Below are 24027 nucleotides of genomic sequence, written 5' to 3'. Positions count from 1 at the left end.
CCTGTTTATTTTACAAATGCGTATTTTAGACTGTAATCTGGGCCAAATGCGTGCCAGTACATATCCTTGATCGTTGTTCTCGACAAGATCGCTGCGGAACGGTTGTAAATCGGTGCAAGCATGGTATCCTCATTGATCAGCATATTTTGCGCTTTGATAAAGTCTTCCATGCGTTTGGAATTATTTGTTGCGTCCACTGTTCGGGTAGCATCGATCAATTTATCATAAGCTTTATTATTATAAGCGATCCCACCAATGCCGCTGCCTGATTTAAAAATGCGCATTACTGTCAATGGATCACGGTAGTCGGTTCCCCAGCCGCCAAGTTCCACATCATAGTCATGCTTGTTGTCCAGTTGGACACGGCTCGTGAACGGAACCATTTTCACTTTGACTTTCAAGCCGGGCAGATTGGTTTCTAATTGTGATTGGAAATATTCAGAGGATGTTTTCGCGATATCTGTATCATCTGTCAAAAATTCAAGCGTTACATTTTTTCCTAATTCTTGCTGAGCAAGTTTCCATTCTTTTTGCGCAGCTGCTTTGTTATATGTCAGGTAGTCATTCGCCTTTGCTGCAGCAGTTGTAAAGTCTTCTTTACCATCTGGACCTTTGGATTGACCTTTCGGGATCAGTTGATCTGTCGGGGTAGAACCATCGCTCAATACTTGATCGGTGAATTGTTTTTTATCAAATGCTTGGGCAACTGCTTTGCGCATATGTTCGTTCGCAAGTGGTGTTTTTTTGCCATTTCGTTCCGGGTTTAGTTTCAAAAAGAATGTGACGAACTGCGGTACGGATTTGAAATTTTTATCATTGAGGTAACGTTTTGCATATTCGGAATCCAATTTGTTGATAACATCTACTTTGTTGGTATTGAAAAGATTGATGCCCGTTCCCGGTGATTTTACAACAGTTACATTGACATCGGTTAGTTTCACTTTCTTTTTATCCCAGTATTCCGGATTTTTCTTGTAGGACCATTCTTTCGAAGTTCCATTCCAATTCGCCAATTGGAATGGCCCATTATAAACTAAATTATCTGAACTTTTAGCGTATTTTTTACCCTGTTTTTCGTTGAATTTCTGGTTTTTAGGGAAGAACACGGAATATGAAAGTATGGACTTGATATATGGAATCGGAACTTCTAATTGCACTTCTAAGGTATGCTTATCGATTGCTTTCACGCCTAATTCATCTACTTGTTTTTTCTTTTGGAAAATGGCTTCCGCATTTTTGATAACGCCGGAGAAGACATCTGCATTTGGTGAGGCGGTTGCTGGATCGACCATTTTCCGCCATGCGTATACAAAATCATCGGCAGTGACCGGATCGCCATTCGACCATTTGGCATCTTTGCGAAGATCAAATGTGTAAGTTTTCTTATCTTTTGAGATTTTCGGCTCTTTCGCTGCCACGCCAAGCTCGAATTCATCCTTTTTACCTAGCACGTATAGACCTTCATAGACCTGGCTCATTGCCAATGTAGAAGTTGTATCCGTCGCAAGTGCCGGATCCATGGTCGAGATCTCTGCTGCGGATGTTACGGTAAAGGATTGTTTCACCTTACCACCATTGCTTCCGTTTGCTGTATTTTCTCCACATGCTGTCGCGAATACGACTAACAATGCCAATATTCCTACCAATAGTTTTCGATTTACCTTTTTCAATATAAATCCCCCTTTATTTTCTGAAAAAACTTAATTTTTAGAATATATTATAGCATAGCTGTCAAGCGTGAAGAGAAAAACTCTCTTCACGCTCTCAGCTAGGTTACGCACGATTGATTTTTACTTCTTTGGTCGTTTCTACGGTCACGCGGCCGCTTTTGATCACAAATAGCCGTTCTGGGATGTCGATAATAGCATCATTGACCACTTTTGTATCTAATAACACTACATCTGCTTGATTGCCGACTGCAATGCCATATTTTTTAAGTCCGATCGCTCTGGCTGGATTAGTCGTGATCATCGGTAAAACGGAAGGCAGGTCATCAGCACCACCCAAATGCGCTACTGGTACTGCAAGCATGGCGATTTGCACTAGATCGCCATTGCCGTATGGTGTGAAAGCATTGCGAATGTTGTTAGTCGCCAAGCACACATTAACGCCGGCATCGCGTAATTTACGAATCGGTGTCACGGCACGGCGGACATTATATGGATCTTTCCGGGCACCCAAGTGCAGATCCGTTGCCGGCAATGCCATCACGCTGATGTCGGCTTTCGCCATTGCTGCAATGATCGGTGTTAGTTTTTCTTCCGGTAAAGCGTGCAGCGCAGTTAGATGACCTACTGATACGCGGCCTTGATAGCCCTCTGCAATTGTTTTTTCGCAAAGGTATTCGATCGATATCTCATCAGCTTCATCAGCAAAGTCTTGATGTAGATCGACATCCGCACCGTATTTCTTTGCGATCTCAAAAACAAGATCGATATGTTCTTTTGCAGGTGCATCGTTGTAAGGGATCCCGCCGACAACATCGGCCCCCATTTCCATAGCTTCGTACATCATTTTTTCCGTTCCTGGTGCCTTAAAGATACCTTCTTGCGGAAAAGCGACGACTTGCATATCTACCAGATCTCTATACTCTTCTTTTAGGCGAAGAATCGTTTTGAAGCCGGTAAAGCCTTGCGCTGGATCGAATTCCGAATGAGTCCGGATCGATGTGACGCCATGTGCGATCACCATTTCTAAGGCTTCTTTTGCCCGGCTGTACACATCCTCTTCCGTGAAAGTCGGTTTTAATTCAGCGGTTACGGCGATTGCTTCTTGCAACGTCCCCGACTGATTGGGTTTGCGACTTGCGATCAATGCTTTATCTAAGTGGATATGGCTTTCTACTAGGCCCGGGATCAGCACGCGGCCTTCCCCTTCGATCACACGATCTGCTGTTTCTGTGATGGTTTCGTTGATTGCGATAATGGCACCTTTATCGATTGCCACATCTTTTAATGGTTCACCGTCTTTAAGACGAACTTGTTTGATTAATAAATCCATTTTCTATCACCTCATCCTTTTTATGCGAAAATCAATGCAATGATAAGTAGCAGTACCGAAGCTAAACTTATCCACTTCACGTTTCCTTTTACAACCTCTAAAATCGGTATCTGGAATCCGGAAGATAATGCCTGCATCGTAATATTGACAAAACTCATTTGACTTCCAAGCCCGACCCCGATCGTTACAAAACCTAATGCAAGCGGTGAAAATCCTAATGATACGGCAACCGGAAGCACGAGTGTCAGTACCGAGCCGACATAGGCGCCAGCAGGTATACCAATCAAAATACCTGTTATCACGGCAACTGGAACAACCACAGCTTCCGGTGCTGATCTTGCAACACCGGCGATAACACCGAATGTACCAGTTTCTGCAATAATGTTGATAAAGGATAAGAAAATCCCTACTTGGAATAATCGTGTCAAAATGTATGTAGAACCGTCTACCATAGATTCTACCGTCTGATTCATTTTAAATTCTGTACACAAGAAAATCAAAATAAAGGTAACGACCATGTAAACTAATGGCGATAATAACTCAAAGCCGATCAATTTATTGACTACCGGTCCTAAAATAACGGCAAATAGTAAGAAAATAGCTGGAATGGTGATCTTAAATAATTGTTTGTTGTTCATATGTTGGAAGGTGTCGTTCTCATCCTGTTTGAAGCCGACGTTTCTTCTTTTTGTTCCCCAATAAGCTAAGATCACGGCAACAAGGACGAAAAACAGCCAGTACGGACGCATTGTTGCTACATAAGAGCCGACACTGATATCACCTAATTGCGACACGATGCTCGATTCTAATGATGCCGGTGAGGTGGTAAAAGATACTGCCGCTGCCAGCGACATCCCGGCAATCAATTCTGGAATAACACCAACTGCTGCAAACGCTAGCGGAGCAATAACCATTGCACTACCGCCGCCGATACCGGACATGTAAGTGGCTGCTGCGAGCAAGATAACGATAAAGGCAGATACTAATTCTACGCGTCCTTTCGTTGCTCGTTTTGCCAGTGTAAGTGCTGCGGAATAGCCACCCGATTTAAAAACCGCCATGGCGATCGCTGAGTTGATGATCGGTACTGTGTTTGTCAGCATTGTCGGAATCGTTTCGATAAACTGTTTGTTTGCTTCCGCTAAGCCGATTCCCCCGATCAGCATGGCGATCACGCCGCCCACAAGTCCTGCAATGATCATATCCACTTTTAAGAATAAAAGCAGCAAGACGATGATAAGCGGGATAATCACTAAAATAGCCATGAATCCTTTTGGATGAGCGGCTTTATCGATCTCTGCCGCATAAACAGGAATCGCGGATACGAGATAAAATACGATCCCAAACAATGCCATGATAAGCGTTCTTTTTCTGGTCATGCCGTTGTACCTCCTTTTTTTGGCCAATCTGTTTTTACGAAACTGTATGACTTGCTTTGGAAATCACGGTTCCCTCTTCGGGATGCTGTAAGTTTTCTAAAGAAGTGATAATTGCTTGTTTCCCAGTACGTTCGACAAAATCGATCGCTGCTTCGACTTTCGGCAGCATGCTTCCTGGCGGGAATTGTCCTTCTCCCGCCCAAACGCGTAGTTCTTCAGAGGTGACGTGTCCTAATTTCTGCTGATTCGGTTTGTTGAAATTCACATAAACATTATCGACACCTGTCAAAATAATGAGGATATCTGCATCAATGTCGGCAGCCAAACGCTCCGCGGCAGAGTCTTTATCGATCACTGCTTCGATACCTTGATAACTGTCGCCATCTTGATAGATCGGAATGCCTCCGCCACCACAAGCAATCGTGATAACGGCTTCGCTGACAAGATTGGCAATGACTTTGCTCTCCTTGATCGCCAGCGGTTTTGGCGAAGAAACCACGCGGCGAAAACCACGGCCGGAATCTTCAATAAAACGAAAGGCCTTATTATTTGCTGCAGCTGTTTTCACTTCTGCTTCTGATAAGAAAGGACCGATCGGCTTAGTAGGATTCAAAAAGGCATCGTCTTGTTTATCAACTATGATCTGTGTCAATACTGTAGCAACTTCCCTATCGATATGATGCGCCGCTAACGCATTGTCCAATGCGTTTTGCAGCCAATAGCCGATACTGCCTTGTGTCATTGCCACGGCAGCGTCTAGCGGCATTGCTGGATTTTCTTCTGAATCGCTTGCTGCCTGTTGCAAGATCAAATTTCCAACTTGCGGACCATTGCCGTGAGCGATCACCAATTCATCGCCATTTTGGATAAAATTCAGCAAATATGCTACTGTTTTCTCAATATTGGCTTGTTGGGCTTCTGCGGATGCGTCACCGTCTAAAATGGCATTACCGCCTAATGCGACCACAACTCTTTTTTTCATAATGCTCCCCCTATGTGTTTCGTATGATTTGTTATTTTTAAATAAATCAGTGCTGCTTGCATACCAAGCAATGTGTCATTCCCAGATGTATGTCCCAGCTGCAGCAGCTTTTGGAAGGCTTCTTGCTGCATTTTTTCACCTTCCGCTGTCAAACTGTCAAAAAGTGCTTCGCTTACTTGCCCTTCGCAGACTGCTTCTATATAGGAGGCTGCTACACTAGTAGTTTTTTCCAGCGGCAGGCTGCGGAGAGCCTTTAGCCATAATGGTAAAAGCGAGGCATTGGCGATTTGCAAAACGGCGGTGTAGCCGACCAGCATATCATCTCCAGAAGGTGTCAATCCTTCGCCCAAACCTAGCATATCAAGTTGCAAGCTACGATGATCCCTCTCTACTAACGGAGTGGCTAACTTTGTCAGCGAGCGTGCCAATTTTTCATGGGAAGGGAGCGTAAGTAGTGGTAAATTTCCCAGCTGATCTGCTGCCTTTCCACTCGGTAGCTTCAGCGAACATTGTTTGAGTTTTGACAAGTCCAGATGGATAACTCCCCCTCTGGTGAAAATACGCAGTAAGCCGGAACGGAACAGAACTAGATCATCGATCGAAGCAGTTGCCAGTAACGTGCGTATGCCTGCTCGAGTCAATGTACAACCATTGCAGGAAAGTCCGGCAGTTTCTTCCCCGATGTGAAATAGAAAACCTTCCGCTTCAATGTTCAAGCTGGTTTGAAAGATACTTCGCACATAGCCGGCTCGTCCTTCTTCAAGGCGGCGCAGCGCGTAACTGCTGCATGCCGTCCCCTCTGAAGTCAGCGAAATAGTCCCAACGGAAGAATTCACGGTCTTACACCAGATCCCATTTTTCAGCAAAGGCAACTAGTGCTTTTTCAAAACATTGGATCGGTGCGCGAACGGTTCCTGCACCAACTTGGCCCAGACCTGCCACTTTACCTGCAATCCCGGTATTGATGAGTGGTGTGATTCCTGTTTCGACGACTTTGCAGATATCGATCCCTAGCGGTGTGCCTTGGAAATCCCAAGTCGGGATCGTGAAATTCGCATTGTTGGCGATACAGATCTCATCCATCTCGTCACTCACGCGTTTGGCGTCATCAAATCCGCCTGCTCCAACAAAACGTGTCACGCCTGGTGCAGCAATCATTGCCATACCGCCAAAGCCGACTGTTTCTGCAATCGCACTGTCACCCATATCCGGATTTGCGTCTTCTTGGCTGAACCCTGTGAAAAATAATCCCTCTGGAGTATTAACAGGTGCTGTGAACCACTCTTCGCCTAGTCCGCTTACTTTGATCCCGAAGTTTTGACCATTGCGTGATAAGGTTGTCACGATAGTTCCTTCTTCCACCAGTTTCGCTGCATCGACGATCGATTTCCCAGTAGCCATCATAATATTGAGGAAAAATTGATCGGTATCAGCTAAAAATTGAATCACTGCTTCTTTTTTATCATCGGTAATATCAAGTGCTACGATCAGCGGTGCGACTTCTTTTAGGAAAACAAGGCTCGCCGCAATATTACGTTGGTGGAATTCATCTCCCATCGTGATCGCTTTTGCCATAATAACATTGACGTTGATGCCTTCTTTTTTGGAACGGATCGCTTCTCCTAAAACTGGGCCTAATGTATCTTTCATCCAAGTCAGACGGTCGATCACTTCGCTGTCGTAAGCACCAAAGCGTAGCACCCGGCCGATTCCTTCGTTTAATGTACAGTAAGCGCGATTTCCTTCTAAGCGATTTTCTACAACTAAGACAGGCATGCTGCCGGATGTGATTCCACCCATCGGGCCGACTGCATTGACATGATGACAGGGGATCAAGTTGATCTCGCCGTTTTCCAGTAAGGAACGTGCTTCGCTTTCTTCTTTTGCCCAGCCTTCAAAAAGGACAGCTCCGACGCAAGAACCTTGCATTGGATCAGACATATCTTCATATTTGATCGGTGGCCCTGCATGAAGTAGCGTTTTGCTGTTCAATTCATCGATCACACTGCCAGCCGGTACAACATCTACAAGATAAGGCGAACCTTGTCTGAAACGATCGACAACGGCATTATTCTGTTGACCAAGGTCTTTCAGCTGTTTGATTTTTTGCAGTATCTGGATCAACTTCACATTGCCACCAGCAGCTGGTTTCCAATCAAATTGAACGGATCTACTACCGAATTTTTGGATCGGTTCATTGAAATCAGCAATGCCGATATTGATGACTTCTGGTTTTTGATTTAAAAAGGCGATGATATTTTCGTTTGCGGCTGGTAATTCGATTTTTTCGCCTTGGTATGCTTCTTGTGTTTTAGCAGTTGCTGTGATGTGTTTGCTTAATAATTGCAAGCTGTAATCAACTGCTTGTGCATTGCTGTCTGTGACATGCATGCCTGCTTTTTCAAGCACTTTTTTTGCAGCGTCGAAATCTTGTGGATCGTTTTTCGTACCAACGATCGTCCCGACAATATGAAGCGAGCGAGTCGCTTTTGTTGCTTCGGCAAGCACTTCTTCGATCACTGGTGCCAATGTTTCTGCCATGTCTGCCGCTCCATAGCCTAAAACAACATCTAGCAAAATGATCCCGGTGCTGTCTTCTTGTGCTGTTTCTTTTATTTTCTGAACGCGGATCTCTGGATCGATCATTGGATGCGGTCTGCCTTGCGTATAAAGATCGTCCCCTAAATCAAGTATCTCGTGACCGTGCGCTCGTAGAACATAGCCTTCTTCTTTGATAACGCCACCCAGGTCAAGTGCTTCTGAGATCAACATCCCTGCTTCATTTGCAAGCGTACCGCCCGAATACAATCCCTTGATCACCTTACCTTCAAGTTTGGCATCCTTTTCTACTTGCGGTTTAGGGATCTCAGCTTCGATCGACTTCCCTTGTGATAGCGCCACTGCCAAGTGAGCTGTTTCTTCGAGCGTATGTGCAAAATAGACTTCGCCTTCATGTGCTGTTGGATTTTCTCCCAAGAACACTGCTACGACAGGTTTATCAATACCATGGAGCAATGTCACGACTTCATCGCGAACTTCCTTTGCAGGCGGCTTGGAGATCACGACGATCACCTCAGTTGGATCGTGCTCTGCAAGTGCTAATAACGTATCTTTCATTGTAATAGCGCCAACTTCATCGGATAGATCGCGTCCGCCTGTACCGATCGCATGCGTTACCCCGCCGCCTAAGCGGTCGATAATCGTGGATACTTCTTGGATCCCCGTCCCAGAAGCACCAACAATGCTGATATTCCCGGGGCGGATCACATTAGTGAAAGCTAATGGAATACCACCGATCAGGCCGGTTCCGCAATCCGGACCCATTACAAGCAATCCTTTCTCATGCGCTTTCTTCTTCAAACGAACTTCTTCTTCTTTAGGCACGTTGTCACTGAATACAAACGCATTTAGCCCATTATCCAAAGCATTCTCGATCTCAGCTGCAGCATATGTTCCTGCTACCGAGATCAATGCGAGATTAGCATCAGGCAAAGCTTTTAAGGCACCATCCCAGTTTCTTACGGAAGCTGGTCCATTGCCTGTATCTTCTTTTTTCACAGCAAGATCTTTTAAGAACTGATCGATTGCTTGTAGAGCCTCTTCTTCTATATCTTTACTTTCGATATCTAAAACGATCATCATATCATTCGAAGATGCTTTTTCAGCTTCTTCTGTAAGCAGCCCGGCTGCGTCAAAAATGGATTTATTGGCATCTGTCCCCATCATAACTTGGAGTTTATGGATGCCCTCCATTTTACTGATTTCTTTGGTCAGTAGCATGAGGCTGATTGAATCTTGATAGTTATTCGGCTTGATTACTGTACTTAACACGATAAACTTCCCCCAATCTCTTCTATAGCTTCATTCTATTCCAATTATTCGGCAATTACATTCTCATTATCAGATAAACAAATTCCATATTTTTATCTCTAAGGGATAAAAGAAAGCGAAATCATAACTTTACATTTTATCCTTTCCAGTGTAAAGTATGTTTTATGATTAGTTCCTGAGAGGAGAAAATGACGATGACTGTTCTTGTTCGCGACTTACTTTCGCTACATTCTTTCCAAAATGCCAAGCTTGTTACTGGCCAAACGGGCATTCACAATGAGGTCGATAATATCATGATCATGGAAGCTCCTGATATCGAAAATTGGGTCACTCCAAATGAACTGCTGTTAACGAGCTTATATGGTTTTTCTAATTACAGCGAAGCAGAGTTGGAGTCATTTATCGCGAAGATCCATCATTTTGAATGCGCTGGTCTTATTGTCAAAACGGATCGCTTCGTTTCGCAGATTCCCAAAGCGATTATGGATAGTTGTACGAAATATCATCTGCCACTTTTCCAGATCGAACGTGACATCAAATATAACGACATTATGGTAGAAGTCATGCAGTTGCTCTTTAACGAGACGAATATGCTGCTTCAGCAATACCGGCTCATCAACCAAAAATTTATTTCCCTTGCGATGAATGGGACTTCTTACAAGGAGATCCTCGTGCTGTTGGAAAAACTGATCAACAATCCAGTATATTTATATAAACAATTGCATACTTCTGCCAAACCGATTTTGAGTGGGGATGAAGATTCAGAAGACGTAATGATTCTCTCTGATCTTTCTTCTGTCGAAAAGAAAGAACATACTAGTTATCACTACAAAGAACGGAATTTCCGCTATAAAAATAACGATCCGCAAGTGTATCGCGAGATCGTCGTTCCTATTCCTCAAATCAAAGAGGAAAATCTTTATTTAGCTATTCGGGAAGCGGGAAAAGCCGTAGTCGCAATCGACTACATGGCGATCGAAAATGCGATCAGCTTTATTCAAATGGAGTATTTGAAGCAGGCTTCCATCAGAGAGATGAAATATGGTTATTCCAACGACTTGATCGATGATCTGATCTCCGGCAAAGTTGATTCCAAGGCACAGCTTGAAATGATCCTAAACCAGTTTCGCATGGATATCGGCGGGCGTTACCGCTTTTTAACTGTCGAATCGAAGAATATCAACAATCAGCTGACGACCGACTTCAACAAATCGGATAAACATACCAATAATCTGATCGCTGCCTTCAAGAAAGTCTGGCCGGATATCGTTTACCGGATTCGACCTTATCGGATCAACTTTATTCTAAACACAAAAAATGAAACGATCATTACGCTGAAAAAGAAGCTCCAACAGCTGATCGATCAAACTAAAAGCCAACATTCCTACTTGCAGATCGGGATCAGCGAGGAAGGCACTGTCGACCTATTTCCGAAGCATTCGCAACAAGCATTGGAAACGCTGCAGCTAGCGGCGAAGATCTATCCGCAGGCTTTCGTTATTTCATATGGCGATCTCGGTTTTTACCGCCTATTATTGAAACTGCCGAAAGACAGCAATTTCCTAGACTTTGTCCCCGAAGAACTTATCCAGCTGCAAACGCATAAAAATGAATTATATCGTACGCTTGTCACATATCTGGATAATAATCAAAATATCAAAGCAAGTGCCGCAGCATTATTTATCCATCCAAAGACGATGAGCTACCGCATGAATAAAATCATTTCGATGCTGCAGATCGATTTGACGAATGCAGATGAAGTGACCCAGCTCAATATCGGGGTGCGGCTTTTGAAAGTCGCAGAAGAACGACTAGCAGACTGAACAAAAAAAGCGCATGAAGTCCTATTAATACTAGCCCCAGAAAGGATGGTTCATTAATAGTAACTTCATACGCTTTTTATTTATAAACTCAACGAATGCTTTTAAGTGCTTTACTCCACGACAGTAATTGATCAAGTAATTCGATCAATTCTGCATCATGAAATTCTGCAGGTGTGAATTCACTCATATTCAAAAAGTCTGTCATCAACGATAAATTGACTGTGCGTTGAACCGATGCAAGACCTTGCTCTGCAACGACAACACGCAAGTTTTCGATAGAACGAGCTGCTCCTAATCCGCCATACCCGATAAAGCCGACTGCTTTGTTTTTAAATTCTGGTTTCAAAAAGTCTAACGCATTTTTGAACGCTCCGGCTACCCCATGGTTATATTCTGCTGTGATAAAAATATAGCCATCGAAAGACGCGATTTTTTCAGACCAGTCGCTGATTGCTTTTTGTTGCCCTTCTGTCGGAACCTTTCCCAGAAATGGTAAGTCATAATCTGCAAGATCTACTAATTCATAGCTTGCTTCTATATCTTTATTGAAACCCGCCGCTTTTTCTAAAGCCCAATCTGCAACGGCCTTACCGTTTCTTCCTTCTCTGACACTGCCTAATATAATTCCAATTTTCACCATACGATCACCTCATTCAATTATTGATCAGAAACACAAAATGTTATTTACTAACCAAAAGTAAGTATACACTCTTACTTTTAGTAAGTAAACCTTTTTGCTTTATTTTTTTGGACTTTTTCTTTTTGTCTTACTACTAATGCCTGCAAAAAAGCATCTCCACTATTGTGAGAAGATGCTTTTTAACGCGAACAAATTAATTTTCCTGTTCCACTTTGTTTTCTTTTTCAGAGGCAAACGCAACTCGTTCATCCAATCGTAAGAACGGCAGGTATATAAAGATCGTTATCACGATTATGACAACCTGCAAAGCTGCTGCCCGCCAGTCACCGCCTGTTGCCAAGAATCCAGATAAGATCGGCGGGGTCGTCCATGGTGTCTGAACGACAACGTGATTGATCCAGCCGGCTGCAGTCGCATAGTATGCCGTTGTCAGCGAGAAGATCGGTGCGATCACGAACGGGATGATCAGCATTGGGTTGAAAACGATCGGTAATCCAAAGATGATCGGTTCACTGATATTGAAAATCGATGGTGCCGCTGATAATTTGGAAATATCTTTATAATCTTTTCGTCTGCCGAAAATAAAGATCGCGATCAGCAAGGAAATCGTATTTCCCGAACCACCCATAACGGCAAAAGTATCTTTGAAGGCCATATTGATGATATGTGGGATCGCTTGATGATGTGCATAAGCAAGCATATTTTCCTGCATATTTTGCAGTAAAAACGGATCTAGTAGCGGACCGGAAATGACCGCTTGGTGAATCCCTAATCCAAAGAATAGATTGGCGATCGACGTGATCAGCAAGAATCCAGGCAAACTTGTAGTTACATAGCTTAATGGTTTTGTGATGATCGTAGAGATCAGTGTATTGACATCCATATTCGCAAATGTTTGAACAACAAAGCTCAAGATTCCGAAGATAACAACGACCAGCATAATTGGGATCAATACGTTAAAAGAGCGGATAACTGCCGGCGGGATATTCCCGCTAATGTTGATTTGCATCCGTTTATTTTTAGACAGTTTGATAAATACATCCGTTGCCAGCAAGCCGACGATGATCCCCACGAACAGTCCAGCTGCGCCTGTGTAGCTTACAGGAATGATATTTGCAATCTCAACTGCTTTTTTGGCACCAGTTGGTACCATGTCCGCAACAAATGGCGTTACCACAATGATGGAAGAAAATGATACTAATATCGGAGCGATAAAATTCGTATAATTGCGGTTTAAACATAAATGATAGGACACCGCGATCGTTACCAGCAAAGTGATAACACCAAGCGTTCCGTTCGAGATCGATATCCCGATACTTTGCCAATGAGCAAGCGATTCAGAGGAAACGACATGGCTCATAAAACCAGATGGATCTAAAATCACTGAATTGATCAGTGTGATAAAACCCGCTAAAATCATAAAGGGCATAATACTTGCGAAAGCATCACGAAGAGAACGCAAATGAATTTGTCCTCCCAGCCTTTGTGCAACATTGATAAAACCATCTAATACTTTTTTATTGGATGAAGCCATTATCAATTTCCTCCTTTTTTCGTCCCTGCCAATTTAGTTACTTCATAGTCAAATCCGTTTTGATCTGCCATTTCCTTAAAGAACTTACCACTCTTCTTGATTGTCCGCTTCTGTGTTTTCAGATCCAGTGACACTAAGCCATAACGATTTTTGTAGCTATTGATCCACGACCAGCAGTCGATGAACGTCCATAGATGATAGCCACGGATCGCACATCCTTCTTCAATCGCCTGATGCACATATGCCAAGTGGTCTTTGATAAAATCGATCCGGTAATCATCTATCACTTGACCTGACTCATCCATAAAACGTTCTTCATCCGCTACACCCATCCCGTTTTCCGAGATAAAGGCTTCAATGTTGCCATAGTTGTCACGGATATCGATACAAAGATCATAAATACCGCGTTCATAAATTTCCCAGCCGCGATAAATATTCATCCGTTTCCCCGGCATATCATGTGCTTCAAAGAACCAGTCCGGTAAAAACGGTCCCTTCTCATTGATCGCTGTTAGTCTGGCTTTCACTCGGCGCGGCTCATAATAATTAAGCCCCAAGATCTGCGAAGTATTTTCCTTGATCGTTTGCAGTTCCTCCGGCTCCACTTGTGGCAATTGGTCATACTCGCTCAAAAGCGTCGTCAAACGTTCCGGAAATGTCCCTTTTACCATTGGGTCTAAAAAGCTGCGGGTATAAAAAGCATCACAGATTTCTGCCGCTTCCAGATCAGCTGGATGTTGACTGCGCGGATAGGTGGGACTTAAATTCAAGATCACGCCTATTTTCGAATCTAGGTCGCGTTCCTTAAACGCCTTTATCGCTTCAGCGTGCGCTAGAATCGTGTAGAATGCTGCTTGCGCGCCACGTTTGAAGTCGATCAAGTTCGGATAATGGAAGTCTTCCAAATACCCGCCTAATATCGGACCTAGTGGCTCATTAAAAGTGAACCAATGGTAAACCTGATCCCCAAATGCGTCGAAACAAGCCGAGGCATAATGAACATACGCGTCCACTACTTCTCTTGCTTCAAAACCACCTTTTTCTTGAAGTGCAAATGGCATATCAAAATGATACAAATTGGCAAACACCTTGATACCGCTTTCATTCATACGTGAAAATAAATCCCGATAAAAAGCGATCGCCTTCTGATTTACTTCACCAGTGCCCCCATCCGGAAACATTCGTGCCCACGAGATCGATACTCGAAATGAATTATGTCCCGTTTCTTTCATCAATGCGACATCTTCTTGATAACGATTAAAATGATCGGTCGTCACTTCTGGTCCCACGCCTTGATAAAAGCGGTTCGGATCTTGCTCATACCAATGTTCCCAGATTGTTTTCGCTTTCCCTGTGTCGCCTTTTCCTTCTGCTTGTTCTGCTGACCATGCCGAGCCCCACCAGAAGTCTTTCGGAAATGTTAAAAATGTTTTCATGTTCACGCCTCCTTCATTACAGCCTAAATATAACACAGCTTCTTATAAAAGACAATATCTTTTTAAAAAGATATATACTTTTACTGAAAAGAACGTGTTTTTAATTAGAAGACATGATAAGTATATGTTATACTATACTTATTACCAATGAGGGGTGGAAAATTTGACAGAGATGGCAAAATACATGCAGATTTACATGGATATTAGAGAGAAGATCAACCAAAACCATTATGAGATCAATGAAAAATTACCGGATGGCAATTCGCTTGCTGTTCACTATCAATGCAGTAAATTAACGGTTAAAAAAGCATTAGATATGCTAGTGCAGGAAGGAATGATCATTCGCAGGCGTGGCTCGGGAACATTTGTTAAATCACATGCACCGAATGCCAACGAATTTATTCTTTCTCCGCTTGCTGGGCTTGCAGATACCGTTGGGAGCGACCATATCCACTCCACAGTTGCTGTCTTTTCGATTGAAAAACCCTCCGCAGAGATCGCTCAAAAACTGGAGATCGAGGATGCTTATATCTACCGGATCGTCCGCGTGCGGGAAGTCGATCATCGTCCCTATTCGATCGAACATACTTTTATGCCGCTTTCGATCATTCCCGGTTTAGAACCGAAACACCTAGAGGGCTCTGTCTACAATTACATTCGTGAAACCTTGCATTTAAGAATCAAGAGCAACCATGTCTGGATTCGCGGTGATCGTTCCAACGCTGAAGACAGCAAGCTTTTGAACCTAAAAGAACCTACTTTTATGATGGAGATCGAAAAAGTAGGTCATTTAGAAGATGGCCGTGTTTTTGAATACTCAATCACGCGCCATACTTATGAAACTTTTGTTTTTGAAACTGTTTTTGTCCAAAATCAATAACTTTTCAAAATGCGATCAATGGAACCTAGATAGCTCGTACCGAAGACATTTAAGTGCACGAGCAAATAATATAATTGGTACCAAGCTATCCGCTCATCGGCATCATCACGAAGCGGATAGTTTTTTTGATAGGCTTCATAAAAAGCATCATCAAAACTGCCAAATAGTTTTGTCATGGCGATATCTACTTCCCGATCGCCGTAATAAACCGCTGGATCAATAAATGTTACTTTGTTTTCCCGATTGAATAACACATTCCCGCCCCAGAGGTCTCCATGCAGCAGACTCGGCTCCACTTCGATATTCGTATAGGTTTTACGAATCTGCTCAGCCAATCGTTGCCACTGCGTCTCCCGATTTGCATTCCAATAACCATTTTGAATAGCAAAATCGATTTGTGGCTGTAGACGGTTTTCAATGTAAAATTCCGCCCAATCTGCCTTCCAGCCATTGTATTGCGGCAGGCTGCCGATATAATTATCCTCTTCCAGCCCAAATGCATCTGCTGTCTGCCGGTGTATCTGTGCTAATTGTTCCCCTAATTCCGCTGGGTTACTGCGGTTTCCCGGTTCCACATAGGTCATCAATAAAAAAGCGTCGCTGTCCGTTTCTCCGGTTTTCAATACAGTCGGCGTATTTACTACTTTATTTAACTTTTCCAATCCCATCGCTTCTGCTTCAAAAAAGTCGGCATCCGTTTCCGGCTGCACTTTCAAGAAGTATTCCCCAGTTTCCGCGATCACTTGATAGTTGTCGTTGATATCTCCTCCTGCAACGGGTTTGATTGCATGGATCTCCCCAACTTCTAATAGCTCTTTCCATTTCGTATCCACCAAAAAAACCTCCTTTGTTAGTTATTACCACAATAACAGTGATGGTAAAACTATATTTGGAAGTTTCATGCTATAAAAAAAAGAAATGGAGATCATTATCGTGATCTCCATTTCTTTTTTATTTTGCCACGCGGAAATTATAATCGCTGTATTTCCCTGCGTCATATCCTTTATAGCGGAAAGTATACAGGGCATCGCCATTGTTATTTTCGACAAAGCCATATGCTTTCAGTTTTGCTTTTAATTGGTTTGCTCTGCCTTTATTAACAAAGTAATAATAATTGGAATAAGCACTTTGACTTTCGTAGTCTCGTTTTGTTTTATGTTTGATTGCTTTGAATGCTTTACGAACCTTGCTGACTTTATAGTCGATATTGATATTTAAAGAGGTTGTATAGTAATTTTTTCCTTTATAAGTGATTTGTACAAGATAGTTGCCTGGTTTTTTATGACTGACAAGGGAAGCGCCTTTCGCATTCTTCAAATGGGTAGAGCTTGTTTTTTTCGCATTCTTGTATACGAAGATGTTTTTATAGTTGGCTTTGTATACCCATGTTGGTTTTGTGTACATTTGTGACTTTGCAACATAACCGCTTGTTTTCCCAACTTTTACTTTGAAGTAACTTGCTTTTTTACTTGTTTTCGTACCTACTTTTTGATTTTGATTCAATAACTTGAGTTTTTTTGATTTCGTACTTTTGCCTTTATAAATATAGGCACCTTCTTTAGCATAATAGGAGATCGTTTTTGCTGCAGCTGTTGCTTTAGGTGGATTCAATCCGGCAACAACACTTAAAGCTAAAATTAAAACTAGACCTAATTTCATTAATTTTTTGTACATTTTATGTCCTCCTTTTTAAGTTGTTGTACTCTATTAAAGTATACTGCATTTACGCGCCACAAAATGTGACAAACTTTCGAACTTTTTTGTGAAGCGCCTTATTTATTTGCACAAATGACAATGATTTTTGCTTAAAATAAAAAAGCTCGAGTAGATTCGAGCTTTTTTATTCAATTCGGATTTCCCGCTCGATCGGCGATTCTAGAATAATCGACGTATTGATCGTGCCATATGGCATAAGCTGATTCAGCAAACGATCGATCTCTGCAATATCTTGGGCCCGACCTTTCACGATATAATTTTCGCCGCCGGTCACAGCATGTGCTTCCGTAATGTTCGGATAGCTTTTGAGGACCTCGACAAGTTCGTGGATCGTTACTTGGATATTGCTGATCTTAATAATATACGGGATAGTCAAGCCCAACTTAGCTTCATTGATCTGGATCGTAAATTTCTCGATTACTCCATTTTCGATCAATCGATCCATGCGTGTTTTAACGCTGGGTTCCGATAATGAGATTTGCTTGGACATTTCCTTGATAGATATGCGGCTGTTGTGCTGTAATAACTGTAGTATTTTTTTATCGATCTCATCCATTTTCATCACCGTTTATATTCTATCATAAAATGTCATAACGGTTACAGTAAATCCGCGATAGCGCTGTATGGAAGTTGTTGTTCTTCGCTTACTTTTTTTATGGTGAGTTTGCCATCTATGGCATTGATCCCCTTCGCTAGAGCTTCGTCATTTTTTGCTGCTTCACGTACTCCTTGGTTTGCGATTTTGACAGCATAAGGCATAGTTACATTAGTCAATGCTAATGTGGAGGTCCTTGGCACAGCGCCTGGCATATTGGCAACTGCATAATGGACGACGCCGAATTTTTCATAGGTGGGATCATCATGGGTCGTGATCCGGTCTGTTGTAGCGAAAATCCCTCCTTGGTCGACCGCAATGTCTACTAAAACAGATCCCGGCTTCATCGAGCGCACCATTTCTTCGCTGACAAGTTTTGGTGCTTTGGCGCCGCCTGGCAAAAGAACAGCCCCGATGACAGCATCGGCATCTTTTACGACTTCTGCGATTTGATGGCTATTCGACATGCGGGTTTGAATCGCGTTCCCAAATAAATCATCTAATTGCGCCAGCCGTTTGGCGCTGACATCTAAGATCGTAACATTGGCACCAAGTCCGATCGCGATTTTCGCTGCGTTCGTTCCTGCCACGCCACCACCGATGATGACGACTGAGCCACGCTCTACCCCGGGAACCCCAGACAATAAAATCCCTTTTCCACCATGTGGTTGTTCCAAGATTTGCGCAACTACTTGGGCAGACATTCTGCCCGCTACTTCACTCATCGGCGTCAGAAGCGGCAGACTTCCGTCAGAAAGCTGTACTGTTTCATAAGCAATTGCTGTCATTTCACTTGCTAAAATCGCTTCGGTCAGCTCTTTAGCTGGTGCTAAGTGGAGATACGTAAATAAAATCAGATCGGAACGGAAATACGGATATTCTTCCGGAAGTGGTTCTTTTACTTTCATGACCATATCTCCCTGCCACGCTTCCTGTGCCGTTTCCACAATTACTGCACCAGCTTCTTGATATTCTTTATCTGCGAAACCGGAACCTTCGCCAGCTTGCTTTTCGATCTGAACTTGATGACCGCTTTTTACCAGTTGTGAAACTCCTGCTGGGGTGATCGCTACTCGGTTTTCACGATTTTTGATTTCTTTTGGTACACCTATTTTCATGTTTGTTTCCTCCTTTTTATACGACTAACCCGCGTTTGTCGCTGTACTCCAGGAATGTCTTTTCAACAAAGATCTCCTCTAGTATCTCTACTACCCGATAAACTTCCTCATAAGACGTATAAAATGCAATTGGTGCTAAACGAATGACATTTGGTTCTCGAAAATCTGGGATCACACCTTTATCTTTCAACGCCAGCGAAATGCGGTAAGCCTCATCATGTTCCAGACAAACATGTCCGCCGCGCGCCTCGTTTTCCCTTGGATTTCCCACGCCGTAGCCATATGCCTGCAATTTCTCATCGATCAAATACATCAAATAGGCAGTGATCTGCAGTGATTTTTTTCTGATAGCTGGCATTCCAACTTGTGCAAAAATCTGCAATGCCCCTTCTAGTGGTGCCATGGAGAATAGTGATGGTGTTCCCACTTGCCAGCCGCTAGCGTCAGGTGCTGGTTCAAATGTATGTTTCAATTGGAATTGTGTTTCATCTTTATTCCCAAACCAGCCTGTCATCCCCGGCATTTTCGCAAAGTGTTTCTTATTGATGTAAAGACCGGCAATCGAGCCTGGACCGCCGCCTAAGTATTTATAGGTACACCAGACAGCAAAATCAGCCTGCAGTTCGGTAAAATCCATTTCGATCGCCCCAATCGCATGACAGAGATCCCAACCGATATAAATGCCACGTTCCCGAGCTGCTGTTGTGATTTTCTTCATATCGAGGATCTGGGCACTGCGATACAGTACTGCCGGCAACAAAATGAGCGCTACATCTGGCGTCATGGCTGCGATGATTTTCTCTGCTGACAATGTCTTGCCGTCCTCACTTGCCACCACTTTGACAGCTTCGCTTGGGTCCAGCCCCTTTAATCGAACTTGGCTGTCCACAGCGTATCGGTCTGTCGGGAAATTCAAGTCATCCACCAAAATTTTATATTTTTCCGTAGTCGGCTGATAAAACGTACTGATACATTGATGGATATTCGCAGTGGTACTGCCGGCAATTGCGATCTCGCTAGCATCTGCATGAATCAGAGGAGCCGTCAATGCAGCAAGTTTATTGGAATAATGATAATACTTGCCATCTTCCACATTCCAGATCTTGATTCCTTCTTTTTTCCATACTTCCATCATTCTTAACAACGCGGCCTCAGCTTCTTTAGAAGAAAGCCCTAAGGAGTTGCCGTCCATATAAATTTCCCCAGGTTGAATATAGAAATGTTCTCTCATCTGCTTTAAATCATCTTGCTGATCCAATTCCCTCGCATAAGTTAGTCCGGTTTCAAATTTAGTTGTCATGATAATTCCTCCTCTTGTAATGATAATGTTCGCGTACTTGTGAGCCAGAAGAAAAGCGCTGCTGTAAATCCAATCGCTGCCACTCCTGCTAAAAGAAATATGCCAAAGCGCCAAGATGTTTTCTCAATCATTTTCGTAATGATCGGGGCGCCGATGAAAATGCCTAAATAATAAAGTAGATTGACCAGTGACATACTGTAACCGATCATCTTGCTATGTTTCGCAATGTGCGGCACCATGATCGTAACGGCGGATGACGAAAGACTCGCCGCCACCGATAGGCAGAAGATCTGCAGGATGTAAGTGGATGCACTCAAGTATGCACTGCCGAGACAAGCACACACCATTAGCAGAAAAGCAGTACTGATAATCAATCCCGGTTTTTTCGTCTTGTCGATCAGGTAGCCTGCCAGCACTCCAAATGGAATCCCGAAAAGCCCGAATAGACTTGCATAAAAATTAGCGACCGTCTTCGATAATCCATAATAATCAGTAAATAGCAGTGGATAAATATTGATAAAGGTGAATAACACGAATGCCATACAACCCTGCATCACCGCTAGTAGCCAGATCTTTTTATTTTTAGCCGCCATCCTAAACAAACCTTGCTCCCCAGCACTTCCCTCCGCTTTTGAGGAAGGCGCATCGAGAAACAGTGCAAAGCAGAAAAATAAAAGCAGACTAAGACAGCCGGTAAAGATCCATAACGACTGCAGACCAAACTGCGCCGCCATCGGTGCAAAGATATTCATGGCGATCAGTGACCCGGCAGCAGAAAAAGTCGTAAATATCCCGATCGCCGTACCACTATTATCGCTCTCCTTAAACCAATAACTGATCAGAACCACACCAGTCATCACGATCGTAGAAAACGATATCCCCTCAACAGCCCGTGAGATCAGCATTACCGTATAGTTCGAACTGACCGCTCCAAGAAAATTTCCTAATGCTAGACAAGCGGTTATGCCTAATAATAGTTTTTTCGCTCCAATTCGGGCAACGATCATACCACCGGGCAACGCAATAAAAATCCCTGAAACAGTGAAAATCGACATTAGCCAAGATAATGCGGAAACAGATGTGTCGAACTTTGCTGCCAATTCTGGAATGACAGGCGGTACTTTCAACTGACTTAACGAAATAACGACCCCACCTGCATAAAGAAGTAAAAATTTGCCCCATCGACCCATTCTTTTAACCTCCCCTTTTTAGTAAGCGCTTTCATTTATAATTTTATATTGTCTGCTCATTTCTGTATATAGCTTTCATAAGGAAATCGAGTACGATAACTTTATTAAATAAGTTTTTTAAGGTTTTTGTTTTCAAAAAGACAAAAATCTTTTTCGATCCATACTTAGCTCTCTTTTAAAGTTGTTCAATCAAAAAAACGGACGTCCTACTCGTTCACAAATGAAAAAGTAGGACGTCCATTTTCGGTTGAAATTACTATTATTTTACAAGATATTTTATATATTTTTTGCGAAGTATATAGGCAACTGCTGCAAGAATAATGATTCCTAATGCTACTGCACTTACGGATAATGTATCTCCCGTAGCAGGCAGATGTTTTTCGATCGTTCGGTGGATGTGATTTCCCGCAGGATCAGGGTCTTCAGGTTTATCGGGATTGGAATGATGTGGCGGCACCACACTATGATCGCTAGGGATATATTTATTCGTAAAGTCAAAACCGTCTTGTATCGTTTGATATCCTTTGACAGCCTTTTCTTTTACTGTATACGTGTACTGCTTTCCTTGCTTATCATATTTAGGAAGTCCATCGAATAAATACTTCCACTCCATTTTCTCATCGACTTTCTTGGATTTGAAGTATTTTCCATTCTGATAAAGCTTGATCGTAATACTAGTTGGTCGCTTACCGGCTTTATCATGATCGTCTTCCCATGTCTTAGTACCGGATACACTTGTTGCTTCTATGTTTTCTTTAGTTACATGGACTGCTCCTTCTGCACCAGCTTGTACCTCAAAGGGAATAGGAGATGGATCTAAAATATAACCGGCGGGTGCTTTAGTCTCGATAAATCGATATTTCCCTGGCGCCAGCAGGCCTGACTTCACCAATCCGTCCCCATCAGTTTTCAATTCTTTTTTCACTGTTTTGCCAGAAGCATCGATCACTTTAAATACCGCTCCGGCTAATGGATCTTTGGTCCTCGCATCAGATTTTTTTAAGATCGCACTGCCCTCTAAGGTAGTTGTAGCATCATTACTGTAAATATTTGTGCCTTCATAATTGATATATGCCTTATTCGTCACTTCATCCCCTTGTTTGGCCATCGGGTTAGAATAATCCACTTGAAAATCGATGGTCTGATTCGTTCCTTCGATGATGTCCTTCAATACCGTATAAGTGACCGTATGGCTTTTAGCATCGTATTCCCCTTTAGAAATCGCCTCATTATCGCGCTTCACGGTATGATCAAAAGTCGTATAGTCCGGCAGTGGGTCAACAATTTTAGTTCCGGCCGGGATGTTCCCACTTTTAGCTTTTGCTGTTAGCGAGTAAATAAATGTTCCTTTTGTTGTCGAGATTGTTGATTGACTAACCTTTTTAGAGAGCGTAATAAAATGGTAATTCGAACTATCCAACATCAGCGGTTCAGTTGCCGTTCTAAGCGTTGATCCATTACTCTCTAGTGTAGCCGTATTCATCTTGACTCCAAAGGTATCCGCCGTACTTCCGTCTTCTACTTTTTCTGCATACATAACGACAAAACTGTCTTTGGGAGTCAAATCACCAAAGTTGATAGCAAATCCATTTTTATCACTAGTGATTTTATCTGCATAATCAGCTGTGACAAATTTCCAAGCTATCGGGTTGCCGGTTTCGTTTTTATCCGTTACTTTAGCTATCTGAATATGTTGTACGGGCGTTTTATCTCCGCTAACTGGAATATATTTTCCCGGATCATGTAATTCTGTTTTTTCTGGCGTTTTATCTCGTAAAACAGCATTTTTTACATTTTGTTGATTATAGTTGACGACAATGGCAAAAATGTTGGAAGCCGGGTTATCCATACTCATCACTGCTGCACTGACTCCATCCACTGTTTTATGTGGTCGCGTGCTGAATTTGGATAATAGCGGTAAGCCCGAATTATCCGTTTGGATCTTGGATTGGTCTGTATCTTGACTGACTATTTTATCCCCTTTCGATAAGTCAGCTTGAAATTTCACATTATCTGGAACATTTTCGTCATTTTCTTTATAAACAGGAGCTTGATATTTGATTGTAAAGGTTTCCCCTGTAGCTTCATTGGGCTCGATCTTAGTATGATCATAAGCCACATTCAACACATAGTTACCCTCGGAATCCTCTGTTAACGCAGGATCTAGCAAATAAAACGGGTCTCCCAGAATCAAATTATTTGTTAGATCATTTTTCTGTGCAACACTATTTTGGGGAATCTTTATTTCTATTTTCCCATCTTGATCCAACTTTCCTGCTGAGGCGGACAATGTAACTTTTAATTCGACTTGTTGTCTAGAAGATATGGTATCTGGGGAAGTGATCGTTACCCCTGGATCATCCCCTGCTTTTGCATGTACTTGGTTAACGGCAGTCGTTCCCCCTAAACACATACCAAAAATCAGGATACTGGTGATGATAATCTGCACTACTTTTCTCATGATTTATTCCTCCTTTGATCTGGATGTTAAATATATTACTTTTTGTCCACTGAAAAAGTATATACGATTTAATATACAAAAGGAATGAATTATTTGTGACGATATTTTGTCTTTTTATTGACGAATGTACAAGAAGATATGT

The 24027-nt window shown here is 42.7% G+C and carries 17 protein-coding genes and 2 pseudogenes; 2 read left to right on the top strand and 17 right to left on the bottom strand.

Annotated elements, in window-relative coordinates; all coding sequences use genetic code 11:
* Window positions 1–5: 5 nt before the first annotated feature.
* The 7 genes and pseudogenes from EL241_RS02710 to fdrA all read right to left on the bottom strand — a co-directional run.
* Entirely contained in the window at window positions 6–1670 is a 1665-nt protein-coding gene (locus EL241_RS02710; RefSeq protein ID WP_036107798.1) for a peptide ABC transporter substrate-binding protein, read from the bottom strand.
* 103 nt (window positions 1671–1773) lie between these two features.
* Window positions 1774–3000, bottom strand: coding sequence for an amidohydrolase family protein (locus tag EL241_RS02705; protein ID WP_003757760.1), 1227 nt, complete (start codon window positions 2998–3000; stop codon window positions 1774–1776).
* A 20-nt stretch (window positions 3001–3020) separates the two neighbouring features.
* Window positions 3021–4379, bottom strand: coding sequence for a hypothetical protein (locus EL241_RS02700; RefSeq protein WP_003757758.1), 1359 nt, complete (start codon window positions 4377–4379; stop codon window positions 3021–3023).
* 34 nt (window positions 4380–4413) lie between these two features.
* Window positions 4414–5361 (bottom strand): carbamate kinase, encoded by a 948-nt coding sequence (gene arcC, locus EL241_RS02695; protein ID WP_126320328.1) that lies wholly within the window; start codon window positions 5359–5361, stop codon window positions 4414–4416.
* A complete protein-coding gene (locus tag EL241_RS02690; protein ID WP_036107794.1) occupies window positions 5358–6197 on the bottom strand; it encodes an oxamate carbamoyltransferase subunit AllH family protein in 840 nt (279 codons plus the stop codon). The genes arcC and EL241_RS02690 overlap by 4 nt, the downstream gene beginning before the upstream one ends.
* A gap of 4 nt (window positions 6198–6201) precedes the next feature.
* Complete coding sequence (locus EL241_RS13775; protein WP_232020862.1) at window positions 6202–7455, bottom strand: YlbE family protein; 1254 nt, start codon at window positions 7453–7455, stop codon at window positions 6202–6204.
* Window positions 7456–7473: 18 nt separating this feature from the next.
* A pseudogene (gene fdrA, locus EL241_RS13770) lies at window positions 7474–9192 on the bottom strand (acyl-CoA synthetase FdrA); the annotation flags it as partial.
* A gap of 194 nt (window positions 9193–9386) precedes the next feature.
* Between fdrA and EL241_RS02680 the strand changes: the two are divergent.
* Complete coding sequence (locus EL241_RS02680) at window positions 9387–11015, top strand: PucR family transcriptional regulator (protein ID WP_036107790.1); 1629 nt, start codon at window positions 9387–9389, stop codon at window positions 11013–11015.
* Window positions 11016–11103: 88 nt separating this feature from the next.
* Here the strand turns inward: EL241_RS02680 and EL241_RS02675 are convergent, their stop codons facing one another.
* The 3 genes and pseudogenes from EL241_RS02675 to EL241_RS02665 all read right to left on the bottom strand — a co-directional run bounded on the left by EL241_RS02675 (window position 11104) and on the right by EL241_RS02665 (window position 14625).
* The gene (locus EL241_RS02675; protein ID WP_036107788.1) at window positions 11104–11655 is read right to left on the bottom strand and encodes an NADPH-dependent FMN reductase; all 552 of its coding nucleotides are present in this window, start codon (window positions 11653–11655) and stop codon (window positions 11104–11106) included.
* Between the two features lie 193 nt (window positions 11656–11848).
* On the bottom strand, window positions 11849–13189 hold the full coding sequence (locus EL241_RS02670) for a PTS sugar transporter subunit IIC (RefSeq protein ID WP_003757744.1): 1341 nt from the start codon (window positions 13187–13189) through the stop codon (window positions 11849–11851).
* Window positions 13173–14625: pseudogene (locus EL241_RS02665) on the bottom strand (glycoside hydrolase family 1 protein). Before EL241_RS02665 ends, EL241_RS02670 begins: the two are co-directional and overlap by 17 nt.
* 163 nt (window positions 14626–14788) lie before the next feature.
* Between EL241_RS02665 and EL241_RS02660 the strand changes: the two are divergent.
* On the top strand, window positions 14789–15505 hold the full coding sequence (locus EL241_RS02660; protein WP_003757739.1) for a GntR family transcriptional regulator: 717 nt from the start codon (window positions 14789–14791) through the stop codon (window positions 15503–15505).
* On the opposite strand, the gene EL241_RS02655 is transcribed toward EL241_RS02660, so the two are convergent.
* The 7 genes from EL241_RS02655 to EL241_RS02625 all read right to left on the bottom strand — a co-directional run bounded on the left by EL241_RS02655 (window position 15499) and on the right by EL241_RS02625 (window position 23885).
* A complete protein-coding gene (locus EL241_RS02655; protein WP_036107783.1) occupies window positions 15499–16338 on the bottom strand; it encodes a fructosamine kinase family protein in 840 nt (279 codons plus the stop codon). The genes EL241_RS02660 and EL241_RS02655 overlap by 7 nt on opposite strands.
* Window positions 16339–16456: 118 nt before the next feature.
* Window positions 16457–17179 (bottom strand): hypothetical protein, encoded by a 723-nt coding sequence (locus tag EL241_RS02650; RefSeq protein WP_126320327.1) that lies wholly within the window; start codon window positions 17177–17179, stop codon window positions 16457–16459.
* 166 nt (window positions 17180–17345) lie between these two features.
* Window positions 17346–17783 carry an Lrp/AsnC family transcriptional regulator gene (locus EL241_RS02645; protein ID WP_077912834.1) on the bottom strand — a complete coding sequence of 146 codons (438 nt, stop codon included), beginning with the start codon at window positions 17781–17783 and terminating at the stop codon, window positions 17346–17348.
* 35 nt (window positions 17784–17818) lie between these two features.
* The gene (ald, locus tag EL241_RS02640; protein WP_126320325.1) at window positions 17819–18934 is read right to left on the bottom strand and encodes an alanine dehydrogenase; all 1116 of its coding nucleotides are present in this window, start codon (window positions 18932–18934) and stop codon (window positions 17819–17821) included.
* A 16-nt stretch (window positions 18935–18950) separates the two neighbouring features.
* The gene (gene kynU / locus EL241_RS02635) at window positions 18951–20234 is read right to left on the bottom strand and encodes a kynureninase (protein ID WP_036107770.1); all 1284 of its coding nucleotides are present in this window, start codon (window positions 20232–20234) and stop codon (window positions 18951–18953) included.
* Window positions 20231–21424, bottom strand: coding sequence for an MFS transporter (locus EL241_RS02630; RefSeq protein ID WP_036107769.1), 1194 nt, complete (start codon window positions 21422–21424; stop codon window positions 20231–20233). The genes kynU and EL241_RS02630 overlap by 4 nt, the downstream gene beginning before the upstream one ends.
* 259 nt (window positions 21425–21683) lie before the next feature.
* Window positions 21684–23885, bottom strand: coding sequence for a Cna B-type domain-containing protein (locus tag EL241_RS02625; protein ID WP_052009278.1), 2202 nt, complete (start codon window positions 23883–23885; stop codon window positions 21684–21686).
* Window positions 23886–24027: the final 142 nt, after the last annotated feature.

The sequence above is a fragment of the Listeria grayi genome, assembly GCF_900638015.1.
GTDB classification, from domain to species: Bacteria; Bacillota; Bacilli; order Lactobacillales; family Listeriaceae; genus Listeria; species Listeria grayi.
Note: the sequence above shows the minus strand (reverse complement) of the source record. Positions and strands in the feature narration are given on the sequence as shown.